This window comes from Haemophilus sp. THUN1692 (genome assembly GCF_059704395.1).
Window position 1 is genome coordinate 616916 of the sequence record NZ_AP046579.1, and the last position, 17735, is coordinate 634650.

The 17735-nt window shown below is 39.4% G+C and carries 13 protein-coding genes, 1 tRNA gene and 1 pseudogene; 5 read left to right on the plus strand and 10 right to left on the minus strand.

The window, feature by feature from the left end; genetic code table 11:
• Positions 1-75: 75 nt before the first annotated feature.
• Together truB and rbfA are read right to left on the minus strand one after the other, a co-directional pair.
• Positions 76-996, minus strand: a complete 921-nt coding sequence (gene truB, locus AC6H0A_RS02890) for a tRNA pseudouridine(55) synthase TruB (protein WP_005642109.1) — start codon at positions 994-996, stop codon at positions 76-78.
• On the minus strand, positions 996-1382 hold the full coding sequence (gene rbfA, locus AC6H0A_RS02895) for a 30S ribosome-binding factor RbfA (RefSeq protein ID WP_179230967.1): 387 nt from the start codon (positions 1380-1382) through the stop codon (positions 996-998). The genes truB and rbfA overlap by 1 nt, the downstream gene beginning before the upstream one ends.
• 115 nt (positions 1383-1497) lie before the next feature.
• On the opposite strand from rbfA, the gene AC6H0A_RS02900 reads away from it, so the two are divergent.
• From AC6H0A_RS02900 to AC6H0A_RS02915, 4 genes are all read left to right on the plus strand, one after another.
• On the plus strand, positions 1498-3228 hold the full coding sequence (locus tag AC6H0A_RS02900) for a class I SAM-dependent DNA methyltransferase (protein WP_497512390.1): 1731 nt from the start codon (positions 1498-1500) through the stop codon (positions 3226-3228).
• Complete coding sequence (locus AC6H0A_RS02905) at positions 3221-4636, plus strand: restriction endonuclease subunit S (RefSeq protein WP_005642101.1); 1416 nt, start codon at positions 3221-3223, stop codon at positions 4634-4636. The genes AC6H0A_RS02900 and AC6H0A_RS02905 overlap by 8 nt, the downstream gene beginning before the upstream one ends.
• Positions 4637-4701: 65 nt before the next feature.
• The gene (locus AC6H0A_RS02910; protein WP_044232979.1) at positions 4702-5232 is read left to right on the plus strand and encodes a hypothetical protein; all 531 of its coding nucleotides are present in this window, start codon (positions 4702-4704) and stop codon (positions 5230-5232) included.
• A 208-nt stretch (positions 5233-5440) separates the two neighbouring features.
• The gene (locus AC6H0A_RS02915) at positions 5441-8620 is read left to right on the plus strand and encodes a type I restriction endonuclease subunit R (RefSeq protein WP_005642099.1); all 3180 of its coding nucleotides are present in this window, start codon (positions 5441-5443) and stop codon (positions 8618-8620) included.
• 78 nt (positions 8621-8698) lie between these two features.
• Here AC6H0A_RS02915 and infB read toward each other — a convergent pair whose 3' ends face one another.
• The 6 genes from infB to AC6H0A_RS02945 form a co-directional block, all read right to left on the minus strand.
• Positions 8699-11233, minus strand: a complete 2535-nt coding sequence (gene infB, locus AC6H0A_RS02920) for a translation initiation factor IF-2 (RefSeq protein ID WP_005642097.1) — start codon at positions 11231-11233, stop codon at positions 8699-8701.
• 11 nt (positions 11234-11244) lie between these two features.
• Complete coding sequence (gene nusA / locus AC6H0A_RS02925; RefSeq protein WP_005642094.1) at positions 11245-12732, minus strand: transcription termination factor NusA; 1488 nt, start codon at positions 12730-12732, stop codon at positions 11245-11247.
• A 17-nt stretch (positions 12733-12749) separates the two neighbouring features.
• Positions 12750-13205, minus strand: a complete 456-nt coding sequence (gene rimP / locus AC6H0A_RS02930; RefSeq protein ID WP_005642092.1) for a ribosome maturation factor RimP — start codon at positions 13203-13205, stop codon at positions 12750-12752.
• A 186-nt stretch (positions 13206-13391) separates the two neighbouring features.
• A tRNA-Met gene (locus AC6H0A_RS02935) sits at positions 13392-13468 on the minus strand.
• A gap of 102 nt (positions 13469-13570) precedes the next feature.
• The gene (locus AC6H0A_RS02940; RefSeq protein WP_005642089.1) at positions 13571-13705 is read right to left on the minus strand and encodes a hypothetical protein; all 135 of its coding nucleotides are present in this window, start codon (positions 13703-13705) and stop codon (positions 13571-13573) included.
• Complete coding sequence (locus AC6H0A_RS02945) at positions 13705-14427, minus strand: BUD32 family EKC/KEOPS complex subunit (protein ID WP_005642088.1); 723 nt, start codon at positions 14425-14427, stop codon at positions 13705-13707. The genes AC6H0A_RS02940 and AC6H0A_RS02945 overlap by 1 nt, the downstream gene beginning before the upstream one ends.
• 79 nt (positions 14428-14506) lie before the next feature.
• On the opposite strand from AC6H0A_RS02945, the pseudogene AC6H0A_RS02950 reads away from it, so the two are divergent.
• Positions 14507-15073: pseudogene (locus tag AC6H0A_RS02950) on the plus strand (YceB family lipoprotein).
• A 108-nt stretch (positions 15074-15181) separates the two neighbouring features.
• Here the strand turns inward: AC6H0A_RS02950 and fabA are convergent.
• Entirely contained in the window at positions 15182-15715 is a 534-nt protein-coding gene (gene fabA / locus AC6H0A_RS02955; RefSeq protein ID WP_032803434.1) for a bifunctional 3-hydroxydecanoyl-ACP dehydratase/trans-2-decenoyl-ACP isomerase, read from the minus strand.
• Between the two features lie 167 nt (positions 15716-15882).
• Complete coding sequence (locus tag AC6H0A_RS02960) at positions 15883-17658, minus strand: AAA family ATPase (protein WP_005642084.1); 1776 nt, start codon at positions 17656-17658, stop codon at positions 15883-15885.
• Positions 17659-17735: the final 77 nt, after the last annotated feature.

A 17735-nucleotide genomic window follows, 5' to 3' on the forward strand; every position in this document is an offset into this window, starting at 1 on the left:
ATATTTAGTTTACATGTGTTGTAAAAAATAAATTACAGATGAGATTACTAGAATTTTATAGGAAAGGCAATTAAGTTATGCGGATTGCGTGATTAACCGTTGTGGGCGAATAATATTCCCATCGATCAATGCCACGCCTAAGAATAAATTCTCCGCTGAAAATAACCGCACTTGACCGCTTAATTGCTCGTCGTTAGCAAATTTCACTCGCCGACCAAAACCAATGGCTTTACTCTGCTCTGCATCCAAATGTAAAGCGGGTAATTTACTTACTGCGGTATCAGTTGGCAGTAATAGACGATCTAATTCACTTAATGGAAAACTTTCAGCAAGTAGTTGTAACTCATCGATTGGCATCATTTCTGCTACGGGGTAATCCGCTACGGCTGTACGGCGTAACATTGTCACATGTGCGCCACAACCTAGCACTTCACCCAAATCGTCGACTAAAGTGCGAATATAAGTGCCTTTTGAACAATGCACTTCTAAGGTTAAATAAGGTGCGTGATATTCAATAAAATTGAGTTCAAAAATCGTAATTGGGCGTGCCTCACGCTCAAGTGTAATACCTTGTCGAGCATATTCATAAAGCGGTTTACCGTTATGTTTTAGTGCAGAAAACATTGTCGGCACTTGCAAAATATCACCACGAAATTGTTCAAGTGCGGTCAAAATTTGCTGAGTTTCAATATGAACTTCTCGAGTTTCCACGACTTGCCCTTCCGCATCGGAAGTATCGGTACGTTCGCCTAATTTTGCCGTAACAAGATAACGCTTATCTGCATCAAGCAAAAATTGTGAAAACTTAGTTGCTTCACCCAAGCAAATCGGCAACATCCCCGTTGCCAAGGGATCGAGCGCGCCAGTATGCCCCGCTTTGTTCGCTTGAAATAAACGCTTCACCTTTTGCATGATGTCATTTGATGACATGCCTTGTGGCTTATCCAACAAAAACACACCATCAACATCGCGCCAGCGTTTACGAGGTCTAGACATTAGTTGCTTTCCTCAACGTGTTTTTTCTCATCTTCACGCACAACATTGGTCACAAGATTTGACATACGCATCCCTTCCACTAAGGATTGATCGTAAATAAAGCGAATCTCTGGCACGATACGTAAACGCATCGCTTTGCCTAGTAATGAACGAATATAAGGCGATGCTTTTTCTAAGCCTTTCATGCCTTGCTCAATTGCCTTTTCATCGTGATCGAATAAAAAAGTCACGAAGATTTTTGCGTAAGATAAATCGCTCGATACTTCCACATCAGAAACTGTCACCATCCCAATACGGGGATCTTTCACTTCGCGTTGTAAAATGACTGCTATTTCTTTTTGTATTTCTTGAGCGACGCGATCGCTACGTTTAAATTCTCTTGCCATAGTTATTCCTTATTTATAAAAGCGCCCCATTCTACTGGAAATCATTGGATTTAGCACGCAAAAATCCCTTTCAACCCGATACTGTTTTTCGATAAAATGACACCTGATAATTTGTTTGAACATTCAAACTTCCGATAAAAATCACTTTACAGAGGGCATAATTTATGCAAGCGAGACGAGACGAGACGAGACGACCAAGATTGTCGATGAAAATCACGTATTACAACAAGCATTTTTAAATGAATTAGATGAAAAATTTTGGGTATCTGCTGATAAACTCCGCCAACAACTTGATGCCGCCAACTATAAACATATCGTTCTTGGTCTTATCTTTTTAAAATACATTTCTGATAATTTCACCCATCAACAGGAAAAAATTCAGGCGGAACTTTTCGATGCTGAAAATCCCCTCTATCTTGACCGCACTTTTTTTGATACTGAAGAAGAGTATCAAGAAGCCTTAGCTGCAGAACTAGAAAACCGTGATTATTACACCGCAGATAACGTATTTTGGGTGCCAGTCTCTGCTCGTTGGCAAGCCTTACAAGAAGTCTCTATTCTCAACACGGGGGCTGAATTGCCTTGGGGCGGGAAATTCTCAGGCGTGGCCAAACTGATTGACGATGCCTTCGATGCCATTGAAAAAGACAACGAAAAACTCAAAGGCGTACTCCAACGCATTAGCGGCTATGCCGTAAACGAAGACACCCTGCGCGGGCTGATTATCCTCTTCTCCGATACCCACTTTACCCGTCCGACTTACAACGGCGAGCCCGTGTATTTAGGCGCAAAAGACATTCTCGGCCACGTTTACGAATACTTCCTCGGTCGCTTTGCCCAAGCCGAAGGCAAACGCGGCGGGCAATATTTCACACCGAAATCCATTGTTTCCCTGATTGTCGAAATGCTCGAGCCATACTCCGGCCGCGTGTATGACCCGGCCATGGGCAGCGGCGGCTTTTTCGTACAAACCGAACGCTTTATCACCGCCCATCAAGGCAACATCAACAACGTTTCCATCTACGGACAAGAATTCAACCCAACTACATGGAAACTCGCCGCTATGAATATGGCGATTCGCGGTATTGATTACGACTTCGGCAAACACAACGCCGACAGCTTCACCCAGCCGCAACACATCGACAAAAAGATGGATTTCATCATGGCAAACCCGCCATTCAACATCAGCGATTGGTGGAGCGAATCCCTGGCCGACGACCCACGTTGGGCATACGGCACCCCGCCCAAAGGCAACGCCAACTTCGCTTGGCTGCAACACATGATTTACCACCTCTCGCCCAACGGCAAAATGGCATTATTGCTGGCCAACGGCTCCATGAGCAGCCAAACCAACAACGAAGGCGAAATCCGCAAAGCCATTATCAATGCCGACTTGGTCGAATGTATGGTAGCCCTGCCAGGCCAGCTCTTCACCAACACCCAAATCCCCGCCTGTATTTGGTTCCTAAACCGCAACAAAAAGCGCAAAGGCGAAGTATTGTTTATCGACGCCCGCCAAATCGGCTATATGAAAGACCGCGTATTGCGTGATTTCACCACTGACGACATCGCCAAAATCGCCAATACCCTCCACGCTTGGCAAAAATCAGACGGCTATGAAGACCAAGCCGCTTTCTGCAAATCCGCTACGTTAGAAGAAATTAAAGACAACGACTTCGTCCTCACACTGGGACGCTATGTCGGCACCGCAGAACAAGAAGACGACGGCGTATCATTTGCAGAAAAAATGCAAAATCTGACCGCGCTTTTGAAGGAACAATTTGCGAAAAGTGCGGAATTAGAAGCGGAGATTAAGAAGAATTTAGGGGGATTGGGGTATGAGTGATTGGAAAGAGTATACATTAGAAGAATTATGTGATTTTCAGAATGGTTTTGCATTCAAAAATTCTGATTATGTAGATTCTTCAGAAAATACAAATGAAGTATTTAGAATGGGATATATAAATCGTGGAGGTGGATTTAAAGAAGACACAACACCTGTATTTGTGCCCCAAAATTATCCTAAAAATTTAGATAAATTTATTTTAAAACTAAATGATATTACTATTGCCATGACTGATATGAAAAACTCAATGGCATTACTTGGCTGTTGTGCAAGAATATCTCACAATAATAGATTTATATTAAATCAAAGAGTTGGAAGAATTAGAGTTGTTAGAAATGATATACTAGACCCAATTTATCTTTATTATTATTTAAACTCATCAAAACAAATTGACTATCTAAGAGCTAATGCAAATAGCGGTGTGCAAGTTAATCTTAGTACAGATACTATAAAAAAATCTATTTTAAAAATACCTAGCATAGAAAAACAAAGAGAAATAGCTAACATTCTATTTGCTTTAGATCAAAAAATAGAACTCAACACTCAAATCAACCAAACCTTGGAACAAATCGCCCAAGCCCTGTTTAAAAGCTGGTTTGTCGATTTCGATCCCATGCGTGCCAAAGTCCAAGCGCTTTCAGACGGCATGAGCCTTGAACAAGCAGAGCTGGCAGCCATGCAGGCAATCAGCGGAAAAACACCCGAAGAACTGACCGCACTTTCACAAACACAGCCTGACCACTACGCCGAACTAGCCGAAACCGCCAAAGCGTTTCCGTGTGAGATGGTGGAAGTTGATGGGGTTGAAGTGCCGAAGGGGTGGAAACAAACAACACTTTCAGAAATTTGTGAAATGCAAAATGGTTATGCATTTAAAAGCTCAGAATGGACTGATACAGGAATTCCAGTAATAAAAATTGGCTCTATACAATCAAAAATTCTTACAGTGGAAGGAAATGGTTTCGTTTCAGAAGATAACCTATCTTTACGTTCTAATTTTGTTTTGAATGGTGGAGACATTGTCATTGGACTAACAGGTGCTTATGTTGGAAAAGTAGGAAGAATGCCAGCAAATAAGAAGGCTATGTTGAATCAACGTGTAGCTAAATTTCTGGCTAAACAAATGAATGAATCTGAAACATTTTATAGCTTTATATATATGAATATGATTCAAGAGGATTTTAAAAACTTTGTTGATTTTACTGCACAAGGATCTGCTCAACCCAATATTAGCACTAGAGATATTTTAAAATATCCATTATTGCTAGCAAATACTGAAGTGCATTTAGTTTTTGAAAAGTTGTTAAAGAAAACTCTAGATAAGTCTATATTTAACAGCTACCAAAACGAGATCTTATCTAATTCCAGAGATCTATTACTACCTAGATTATTAAATGGGAAGCTATAAAATGCCAACTCAAGAAGAAATTAAAGTTCATTTGGAAAAAGTAAATACCTATTTAATGGAAGCTGATGCTTCATTTAGAATGTATTGCTCATTTCTTAAAAATGAGAAGAAGAAATAGAATTAAATTTTACAACTATAATTGTTATACATTTCATTACCTAACAAATGCCCTATTAAATAACTTTCTTAGTCAAATGGCTAAATTGATAGATCCTGCTGAACAAGGAAGAGGAGATATACTAAAAAACTCTAATCTAAATTATCTAAAAGATATTTTAGATGAAAAAGCAACTCCCGAAGAGAAAAATAAGATTAAGCAGCTAACTAAATATATAAAATTTAATTCAGAAAATCTAAAGTTAATCTGGGACAAAGAATTATCCCATTCAGATAGAGAAACAGTTCGTCATGATGTCATCAAAAAAGAAAATCGTAAAAACATCAGGAAATTGCTTAATGCCAAAATGAAACTATTAAATGTTTTTAGAAGTATAAATAACAGGCTAGATAATCAAAGGTATTTCTTTGAATGGAATATAGATAAGCAAATAAAGCAGATTTTCCAACCAATGATTAAAGATTATAAAGATGCATAAATACTTAATAGATTAATTTTACCTCTGCCAAATTTCCACTATCCCCTCTTTGCTAAAGAGGGAGACTATTTAGAAGGTTTATTAGCTACAAGCGGTCGAATTAACAGCAGAATTACTTATGAAAAACACCTAAACTAAAATTACGCTCAATACCATTTTCCTCTTTCGTAAAGGGGATATTTAAAACCAATACACTAAGGAGCGCATCATGCTCAACGAAAACGATATCGAACAACTCACCCTTCAACGCCTACAATCTCTCGGTTGGGAATATCGCTATGGTAAAGACTTACCTGTTCATGAGGGCGAGTTTGCCCGTGGCGATTTGAGCGGCGTAGTATTTGTTGAGCAACTGCGTGAGGCGGTGCGCAAGCTAAATCCGCATCTGCCTGAAAGTGCGGTGGATTCTGTGGTGAAATCGACAACGAAAAGCGATATTGGCGACTTGGTGGTGCGTAATCAGGCGTTTTATAAACTGTTGCGCGATGGCGTTCGGGTGGAATATCAGGCTCCCAATAGCCACGGACAAAATGAGCAAAAAATCGAGATGGCGCGCTTGGTGGATTTTGAGCAGGTGAAGAACAACCGCCTTGTTGCCGTCAATCAGCTGGAAATCCGCAGCCGTAAAGGCGGCAAACGGATTCCCGATATTATCGGCTTTGTAAATGGTCTGCCCTTGGTGGTGTTTGAATTAAAAAATCCGCTGCGTGAATCAGCAGATTTGTTACAGGCGTTTAATCAGTTTGAAACCTATAAAGATGAAATTGCCGAGCTGTTTGTTTACAACCAAACCCTGATTATTTCAGACGGCATTGCTGCCCGTTTGGGTTCGCTTTCGGCAGATTTCCAACGCTTTACGCCGTGGAAAGTGGTCGATGAAAAAAATAAAAGCGCGCGCTTATACTTTGATGATGAATTGCAAAGCCTGCTTAATGGCTTGCTGCAGCCCAAAGATTTGCTCGACTATATCCGCTATTTCGTCTTATTTGAGCGGGACTCCAGCGGTAAAAGCATTAAAAAAATCGCCGCATACCATCAATATTACGGCGTAAATGAAGCGGTAGATTCCACCATTTGGGCGACTTCAGAAAAAGGCGACCGCCGCATTGGTGTGATGTGGCATACGCAGGGTTCGGGCAAGTCGATTTCCATGTTGTTTTATGCCGGCAAACTGCTTGCACAGCCTGAATTGAAAAATCCGACGATTGTGGTGGTCACCGACCGCAATGATTTGGACGGTCAGCTCTTCCAAACCTTTTCTTCAGGCAAAGACTTAATCAAACAAACACCGCAACAAGTGGAAGACCGCGATCAACTGCGCCAACTACTCGCGCAAAATGAAGTCGGTGGCGTATTTTTTACCACGATTCAGAAATTTGCCCTAAATGAGGAAGAAAGCCGCTTCCCTGTTTTAAATGAGCGCAGCAATATTATTGTAATCAGCGATGAGGCACACCGCAGCCAGTATGGCTTTACGCAAAAATTGCATAACGGCAAATTTCAGGCAGGCTACGCCAGCCATTTACGCGATGCGCTGCCTAATGCTTCATTTATCGGTTTTACCGGTACACCAATTAGCCTAGAAGATAAGGACACGCAAGATGTGTTCGGGCGTTATGTGTCGATTTATGACTTGCAAGATGCAGTGGAAGATGGCGCAACGGTGCCGATTGTGTATGAAGCACGCCAAATCCGCTTAAATGAAAAAGAACACGATGAGCTATTCAAAGAAATTGATGATTTGCTAGAAGAGGAGCAATCCCCTGCGCTGCGTTTGCAGGAGAAATTGCTGGGTTCGCAAGCCCGCCTGGCTGATTTAGCCGCGGATTTTGTGCAGCATTTTGCCAAACGCAATGAAGTCGTTGATAGTAAGGCGATGATGGTGGTTTCCAGCCGTCAGATTTGCGTGGACTTATACAATGAAATCATCAAACTGCGCTCTGAATGGCATTCGGACAATATTAACGAAGGGGCGATTAAAATTGTGATGACGGGTTCTGCTTCCGATGCGCCGAAAATGCAGAAACACGTTTACAGTAAACAGGAAAAACAAACGCTGGAAAGCCGCTTTAAAGACCCAAACGATCCGCTTAAAGTGGTGATTGTGCGCGATATGTGGCTGACGGGCTTTGATGCGCCTTGCTGTAATACGATGTATATCGACAAGCCTATGCAAGGGCATAACCTGATGCAGGCGATTGCGCGGGTTAACCGTGTATTCCGCAATAAAAGCCGAGAAAATGGCGGCTTGATTGTGGATTATGTCGGTATTGCCGAAAAACTCAAAGAAGCAACCCAGCAATACACCAATTCGCAAGGCAAAGGCAAATTGACGGATAGCGTGATTGATGTGTTCTTTAAAATGAAAGAGCATTTAGAATTTATCCGCCACCTGTTTGCAACACCAGTTGAAGGGAAAACCTTTGATGTTCAGACGGCCTTAGAAAAAGATAATCCGCATGATCTTTTGATGGCTATTCGTTTTGCTGCCAACCATATTTTGAGCCTCGATCAATTACCGTTTGATGGCAAAGCACACGAGCAACATTGGTTTAATAAAAAAGAAACCGAACCGCGCAAAAAAGCCTTTTTGAAAGCGGCAGGCTTGGTGAAAAAAGGCTATATGCTGTGCGGCGCATTAGCTGAAGTTGAGCCGTATAACCAAGAAATCGCCTTTTATGATGCCGTACGGGCAATTTTAACTAAACGTGAACAAAAAGGCACTGGCACAAATGAAAGACAGATTTTATTAAAAAAACTGGTTAATCAAACGGTGTATTCTGAAGGCGTGATTGATTTATTTGATCTGCTAGAAAAACCACAACCACAAATCAGCTTGCTTTCCGAAGAATTTTTACAAACTGTTAAAAATAGCCCAACTAAAAATTTATGGGTTACGGCAATGGAGCGTTATTTAGCAAGTGAAATTAAAGTTAAATCAGGCACAAACTTAACCTTGCAAAAAGATTTTGAACAGCGTTTGAAAGAAGCATTGAATCAATACCACAATCACAATTTGACTGTGGTAGAGATTTTAGACGAACTCTTTAAAATGAGCCAAGATTTCCAAGAACGTCTAGCATTAGGGAAAAAACTAGGATTAACCAAGGAAGAACTTGCCTTCTATCAAGCTCTATCTCAAAATCAAAGTGCAAAAGATTTAATGGGCGATGAAGTGCTTTCTAAACTGGCGAAAGAAATCACGGAAACACTTAGAAAATCGGTCACAATCGACTGGCAGTACAAAGAAGCGGTGCGGGCAAAAATGCGTATTCTCATTAAACGCGCCCTACAACGCTACAAATACCCGCCCGATAAACAGGAAGAAGCGGTAACTTATGTGATTAAACAAGCTGAAGAAATTGCAGAGGATTTAACTGGTTTATAATTTTGATGCGGTTTATTTAATAACAAAAGGGCGATTAAAAACACTATGATTTCTAACCGCCCTTTATTTTGTTAAAAGTTAGATTGAACGTTTAACTTCAACTACTTCAAACACTTCGATTTGGTCACCGACTTTTACATCGTTGTAGTTTTTCACACCGATACCACATTCCATACCGTTACGAACTTCAGATACATCGTCTTTGAAACGGCGAAGAGACTCTAATTCCCCTTCAAAGATAACGACGTTATCACGTAATACACGGATTGGGTTGTTACGTTTCACTACACCTTCTGTTACCATACAACCTGCGATTGCACCAAATTTCGGATGACGGAATACATCACGAACTTCAGCTAAGCCAATAATTTCTTGTTTAAATTCAGGCTCTAACATACCGCTCATTGCTGCTTTAATTTCATTCAACAATTCATAGATGATTGAGTAGTAGCGTAAATCAATGTTTTCCGCTTCAATGACACGACGCGCAGATGCATCAGCACGAACGTTAAAGCCAACAATAATGGCATTAGATGCTGCAGCTAAAGTTGCATCAGTTTCAGTAATACCACCTACACCAGAACCAACAACTTTAACTTTTACTTCATTGGTAGAAAGCTCATTTAACGCTTGAACAATCGCTTCCACAGAGCCTTGTACGTCCGCTTTCACAATGACGTTCAATTCAGCCACATCGCCTTCAGACATATTGCTAAACATATTTTCAAGTTTCGCTTTTTGCTGACGAGCTAATTTCACTTCACGGAATTTACCTTGACGATATAACGCCACTTCACGTGCTTTTTTCTCATCACGTACAACGGTTGCTTCATCACCCGCTGCTGGCACACCTGAAAGACCTAATAATTCAACCGGAATTGAAGGACCTGCTTCATCCACTTCTTTTCCGTTTTCATCACGCATTGCGCGCACACGGCCATATTCAAAACCACAAAGTACGATGTCACCTTTACGTAGTGTACCTGATTGAACCAAGATAGTTGCCACAGGGCCACGACCTTTATCTAAGTAAGATTCAATGACTACACCACTTGCCATGCCGTCTTTTACAGCGGTCAATTCAAGCACTTCAGATTGAAGTAAGATAGCATCTAATAAATCATCAACCCCTGTACCTTTCTTCGCAGATACTGGAACGAATTGCACATCACCACCGAATTTTTCAGAAATTACATCATGTTGTAATAATTCTTGCTCAACACGGTCTGGATTAGCTTCTGGTTTATCGATTTTATTTACTGCAACCACTAAAGGCGCACCCGCTGCTTTTGCGTGTTGAATCGCTTCGATCGTTTGAGGCATCACACCATCATCGGCAGCAACAACAAGAACAACGATATCTGTTGCTTTAGCACCACGCGCACGCATAGAAGTAAACGCTGCGTGTCCCGGAGTATCCAAGAAGGTGATCATTTTACCATCATCCATTTCTACGTGATACGCACCGATATGTTGAGTAATACCACCCGCTTCGCCAGCAGCAACTTTCGCTTTACGAATATAGTCAAGTAAAGAGGTTTTACCATGGTCAACGTGACCCATGATGGTTACAACTGGCGCACGCGTTACTTTTTCTGCGTTTACATCGCGATCGCCTAATACCGCTTCTTCAAGCTCATTTTCATTGCGAAGAATTACTTTATGGCCAAGTTCTTCTGCTACTAATTGAGCGGTTTCTTGGTCGATAACTTGGTTGATAGTAACCATTTCGCCCATCTTCATCATCGTTTTGATGATTTCAGTCGCTTTTACAGCCATCTTGTTCGCTAATTCAGCAACAGTAATGGTTTCACCAATGACAACATCCGCTTTTACAGCTTGAACTGGTTTAGTAAAAGCTTGTTGAAGTGCGGCACCTTTTTTGCCATTTTTACCTTTACCAAACTTAGCGTCTTTTTGATTTTTACGATTAGATTCGCGCTCATTTTTCGAGTTTTTGCTATTTTCATCGTCGCGACCGCCTTTTTTCGCTTTTGCTACTTTATTTTTGCCACGGCCACGATTTTCGTTACGACGATCTTCTTCATCTTCTGCTTCAAGTGCATATCTTGAACTTAAGTTGTAATCAGAATAGTCTTCTGAAGAAGATTCATTGTCTGAATCATCTGCTTCAGCATAACGTTTCGCTTCTTCTGCTGCACGGCGAGCTTGTTCTTCAGCTTTTTGACGAGCTAATTCTTCAGCTTTACGACGAAGTTCTGCTTCTTCTGCTTTACGTTTCTCTTTTTCAGGATCAACAGATTTAGCTTTAGAATCTACCGCACTTTTTGCTGGCTTAGCTGCTTCTGCTTTCGCTTTTTCAGCTTTTGCTTTTTCATCAGCTTCTTTCTTAACTGCTGCTTTTTCAGCTTCTAAACGAGCTTTTTCTTCTGCCGCTTTTTGTTCAGCAATTTTTTTAGCTTCCGCTTCTTGCTGTGCTTTTAATTTTGCTTCTTCTTGTTGAGCAATATCAGTTTTTACCGTCCGTTTTTTACGTACTTCTACTTGCACTTCTTTGCTTTTACCACCAGTTGTGGTGCTGCTCACTGTTGTTTTTGTTCTGCGTTGAATACTTAATTTTTTTGGCGCATCAGCCTTAATATCTTCAGTCATTACTACTCTCCTTATTCTTCGCCAAACCAACAGATATTACGTGCAGCCATAATTAAATCTGCTGCCTGTTCTGCTGTTAATTCTTCAATATCTGCTAAATCATCTACACCCTGTTCGGCGAGTTCTTCGAGAGTAGTAATTTGTTTTTCAGCTAATTTGAATGCTACATGGCGATTCATACCATCTAAATTCAATAAGCGATCTTCAATATTTGCTTTTTTCAATGCTTCTTCTTCAGCTACTGCTGCGGCTGTAATCGCATTTTTAGCACGAGTTTGAAGTTCTTCTACAAGATCTTCATCTTCTAAACCATCAATTGCTGTCAATTCATTCATTGGCACATAAGCAACTTCTTCTAAACTTGTAAATCCTTCTTCTACAAGGATTTGTGCAAATTCTTCATCAAGTTCTAATGCGTTAATAAATAAGTTTAAAACTTTATTATCTTCTGCTTGATGTTTTGCATTTAAGTCATCTGTAGTCATTACGTTCAGTGTCCAACCCGTTAATTGTGTTGCTAAACGCACGTTTTGACCATTACGACCAATTGCTTGTGCCAGGTTAGCTGCTTCAACTGCAATATCCATAGAATGATTATCTTCATCAACAATGATAGAAGACACATCAGCTGGTGCCATTGCATTGATCACAAATTGTGCTGGATTATCATCCCAAAGCACGATATCTACGCGCTCACCACCAAGTTCATTGGTAATGGCTTGAACACGCGCACCACGCATTCCTACACAAGCACCAACTGGATCAATTCGCTTATCATTTGATTTCACTGCAATTTTAGCGCGAGATCCGGGATCACGGGCCGCACCACGAATTTCAATCATTTCCTCGCCAATTTCAGGCACTTCAATACGGAATAATTCGATCAACATTTCTGGTTTAGAACGTGTCACAAATAATTGTGCAGTTTTACCTTCAGGATTTACTTTATAAAGCACACCACGCACACGGTCACCAGGACGGAAATTTTCACGTGGCAACATATCTTCACGAGCAATCATCGCTTCGGCTTTATTGCCAAGATCTAAGATGATGCTGTCACGACTTACTTTTTTCACCGTACCCGTTACAATTTTGCCTTCTTCAGCACGGAACTGTTCTACAACTTTTGCACGCTCAGCTTCACGGATTTTGGTGCTAATTACTTGGCGTACAGTTTGCATTGCAATACGGTCAAATGCGATAGATTCGATTTGATCTTCTACATAATCGCCAATTTGAAGATTTGGGTCTTCAAATTGTGCTGCTTCTAAAGTGATTTCTTTCGTTGGCACTTTGACTTCATCAACAATTAACCAACGACGAAAAGTATCAAAATCCCCTGTTTTTGGGTTGATTGATACTCGAATATCTGTTTCGTATTCATATTTTTTCTTGGTAGAAAGCGCAATTGCACTTTCTAACGCTTCAAAAATTTTCTCACGTGGTAATAGCTTCTCATTGGATACGGCTTCTGCCGCCAGTAAAATCTCTTTACTCATTTTTTCTTTTGCTCCTTTTAAAATTTTGCAACAACATTCGCTTTTTGAATGTTACCAAAGACTAAAACTTGTTCCTGTCCATCAACGATTAAAGTAACCATATCGTTTTCAATACGCTCTAACTTACCTTGCCATTTACGGCGTTCCATCACTGGAATTCGCAAATGCACTGCGATATCTTGCCCAATATAGCGTTCAAATTGCAGCAAGGTAAATAGTGGACGATCTAAACCTGGTGACGATACCTCTAGATTGTATTTATCCGCAATTGGATCTTCCACGTCTAAAATTGCGCTCACTTGACGACTTACATCAGCACAATCATTGACAGTTGCGCCACCTTCTTTATCAATAAATAAACGCACAGTCATAAAACGGCCTGCGCGTTGACATTCAATACCCCAAAGTTCACAGCCTAAATCCTCTACTGCGCCTTGTAGCATTTCTTGTAAATTTTGTTCTAATGTAGCCAATTTCTACTCCTATACTGTAGTGTCAGTTTTTAGCCAAAATAACTTCTTTTGATGAATCTAAAAACTTCTACAAAAAATTTTAGGCATAAAAAAAGGGTTAGGTTCACAGGAACCTAAGCCCAGTTTTTGTTAAATTTCTTATAGAAAAAAACCCCTATACTGGGGTTCTTTTACTGAACTTATTATTGGTTGCGGGGGCCGGATTTGAACCGACGGCCTTCGGGTTATGAGCCCGACGAGCTACCAAGCTGCTCCACCCCGCGTCCGAAATATGGGGTGCATTATAGTGATAAAAATTTAAAATGCAAGAAGTTTTACAAGTTCCTTAAAAATTTTACTAAAACTTACCGCACTTTTCATCATCACTAGAATCGAATACCAGAGCCAATCCCTAGCCCTAATCCAACGCCGTTACTTCCGCCACCAGCGCTGACGCCACCACCTACAGTACAAGCAGTTAATATGCTTGATAATACAATAATAAAAAGTGTTTTCTTCATCATTTTTCCTTTATAAATAAAATTTCAAATAAGCGATAAACGGCAATTAAGTCTGTCTTTGCAATAGGTTTAAAAGGTAACAAAAGATAGTAAATCCAGCGAAAACGCTGCAAAAATACGATCATATTCTGCCAATTTTCTACTCTACAATGATCTTGATAATACAATGCCACTTTTTGAATAAAATCGTCTGACACATCTTTTTCTCGACATAAGCTATCAAAGAAAAATAGCATATCTCGAACGATTAACCAATTTTGATTTTGACTACTTGAACGAGATTCAAAATCAAGAAAAGTAACTTTTCCCTTATCCCAAGTAATATCTCGAATAGCAGGACGACCATGTACCAGATTTTTAGCATGTAAATCAATCAAAGCGAGACAAGCATCATAAATAATAGAAAATTTTTGCTGATTACTTGCCCCCTTATCACATAACCATTGTGATAAAGTGATTCCCGCATCTTCCAATACAAAAAAATCCTCATCATAATAAGAGACTTTTGGAACAGGTGCTTTTTTTTCAATAAGATTCAACAAAGTTTGTAGTTCATTTTTAAAAGATTGCTTCGGATACGGTTTCAATAGTAGCCAAACCCCCTTCAACTTTTCAGGTTGCTTTAACCAGAATTTTTTGCCTTCATATTGAAAAGGGTAAATGCGTTCATCACGATGTTCTATAACTAATTGATTAACATATTGCCTAAACTCTGGGCTCATTATTACATCACTCCATAGCCATTTGTGGTATATTTGTCCACCATTTTTATTTTGCTTTTAACTTAACTAAAAATTAGATATGAAAAAATTTAAATTATTATTTCTTACGTTAACGTCTATTTTAGCGGTATCCCCTAATATATCGGCCTCACCTTTTTCAATAACTGAATCTCAAATCAATCAATATCTACAAGAGAAAGGAACTATTGCGGATAAATTTGGTTTACCGGGATTATTTTTTCTTGATTATCAAATAAAAAATTTGAGTACCAAAATTGGGCATACTAATGATAAACGCGTATAAATGAGCGGTACTTTAGAGGGTTTATTTCAATTTGGCAATAAAAAATTGCCTAGAAAATTAAATCTGACCTTCGATACAATTCCTTATTATAATCCCGAAGAAGGCGCCGTTTATTTAAAGAAAATGCGTATTTTACGTTGGTCAGGAGAACCACAGCAATATATGCAACAAATGCAAACAATCATGCCTTTTTTAAATAAAAATGTCGCTAAATTACTAGAACATATTCCTGTTTATACATTAGATAAAAACAATATGCGTGATGTACTTATAAAAAAATTTGCTAAAGAAATCCGTATAGAAAAAGGACAACTTTCCTTAGAGACAAGCATGTTCCAATGACATTCATATAATGTAATTGAACGTTGCTTATTGATAGAAGGATAAAAAGAGCGGTGAAAATCTAAGAAAAATTTTCACCGCCCTTTTTTATGAATTCATAAAGAAAAGTTAAAATGCAGAGGTATCTTGGAATAGTCCAACTTTTAAATCTGTTGCTGTATAAATAACGCGACCATCTACTTCAACTTCACCATCAGCCATTCCCATAACTAGTTTACGATTAATAACTCGTTTCATATGGATTCGGTACACCACTTTTTTAGCCGTAGGCAAAATTTGCCCTGTGAATTTTACTTCACCAACCCCTAATGCTCTGCCTTTTCCTTTGCCACCAATCCAGCCTAAATAAAACCCAACAAGCTGCCACATTGCATCCAATCCCAAACAACCTGGCATTACTGGATCGCCAATGAAATGACAACCAAAGAACGGCAATTCAGGTTTAATATCAAGTTCGGCTTCAATATATCCTTTACTAAAAGCACCTGTATCCTCATTCATTTCAATAATGCGATCCATCATCAACATGGTCGGAGCAGGTAATTGTGGCCCTTCTTTACCGAATAATTCGCCGCGACCTGACGCGAGCAAATCATCATAAGAATAGCTACTCTTTTTATTAGGTGTACAAGTGTTTTGCATTTTAAGTTCCTTTACATATGATAAATTCAGTTTAAAACTGATATAAAACATTCTAAAGAGAACATAGCAAAGTGTAAATAGCTAACACTTGTTCGCAAAACTTGTCAGAGCAGTCACTTTTATAGATTATAGAAAAAGAAAAGCGAACAAATGTTCGCTTTTATCTATTAAAGGTGGAATAAATTCCAAAAACTTTTTCTTTCTGAATCAGCTCTCCCCTCAATTCGACGTTGAATGAGACGAGATAAAGGTTCAGTTTTTTCTGTATAATCTTTGTTTTCATCTAGCAAATCACGATTAAATAATAATTCGCAAGCTTGATAAATATCTTCTACAGGATAAATAAAAAATTCACCATTTTTTACCGCACTTTTCACTTCATCAGACAAACTCAGTTGCTGAATGGTCGTCATTGGAATGATTACACCTTGTTTTCCAGTTAAACCACGACGTTGGCAAATAGTAAAAAAGCCTTCAATCTTATCATTTACACCACCAACAGAATGGACAAGTCCAAATTGATCAATCGATCCTGTAATTGCGATATTCTGAGGCAAAGGCAAATCAGCCAAAGCGCTTGCTAGCACACAGAAAATCGCCAAAGATGCACTATCACCATCAATTTCACCATAAGACTGTTCAAACACTAATGAGGCAGAAAATGGCAATTGCGATGGCAAATCTAATATATTGGAAAGGCAAGCTTGCGCAATCATCATACCTTTACCGTGAATATTTCCCGCTAATTCATTTTTTCTTTCAACGTCGATCACTTCCCCTTCACCGAATTGTACAATACAACTAATCCGCGAAGGCTCGCCAAAATATACTGGTGTACCTGGATATTCAATCACCGAAAGGCCATTAATTTGGCCAACAATTTCACCTTGAGTTTCGACATAAACTTGCTCATTTAAAATATCGGCATAAGTTTGTTCTTTTAGGAAACCATATTGCGCCAATTTTTGTTGAAAAATATCCTCAAAATCCTCCGCACTTAATGTTGTTTTTTCAGCAAAAGTTGAGGCATCTTGTAATATTTCTTTTAATTTTAGAGGAGAGGCATTAATTAAAAAGCGATCTTCACTTTCACGAACTAATGATTGATAGAGTTTATTTAAAGCAGGAAAATTTAGCTCAATATTTTGCTCTTGAGCCATTTGTTGTACATAACCCGCCCAGTTTTTTTGTTCCTCCACTTCAGCCACAGAAACATAGCTTTCAATTTCAGCATAATCGGCAAAAAAATAAAGGTTTTCTTCTAACTCAGCCAAAGTGGCTAATTCGGTACGATTACCAAGTACAATCACTTTTAAGTTCAGCGCATAGCCTGGTATATCACAGGGTAAATTTTTAAATGGATGGGCTGAATACCAATCAAAAGTTTGGGTTTGCAGAATTTGTTTTAATCGCCCCCACAAATCAAATTGAGATAACAATGTTGCCGCACTTAAAATCAAAACTCCGCCATTAGCTTTATGCACTAATCCTGGCACTAATTGAATATCTTGTGAACTTGGATGAATCCGAAAACTACCAAAAAGCTGGAATTGATCGCAGTACAATGCGCTTAACGCCTCACCTTGACTGGCAAAATTATCATCTAAAGATTTTGCTGGCTCAGTATAAACATAAGGAAAAGAAAAAGAATCGCCCTGCTCTATCACATAATTTACACCGAAAATTGATCGCACTTTATGATGGTTTTGCGATATAAAGTTTTGTAATAACTCCGCATATTCAACTGGCTCACCTACTTTCATCATCAATAAGGAACGCGTTGGATGGCGTAAAAATAAATCGATAGCCTGTGTGGCGTTCGGTTGTAATGCCCAGAAATCCACTGGTTCTAAAGGAAAATCTTGAATTGCCAAATCAGGTTGTAATGCCTGCCAATTTAAAGATTGCTCAATAGCTTGTTGTTGAGAAAATAATGAACTCACGGATGGTCTCTTTCTAGTAAAATTGACTACATTATCGCATATTTAATAGCCTTGTGAAAATCCACTAGAAAATCCGC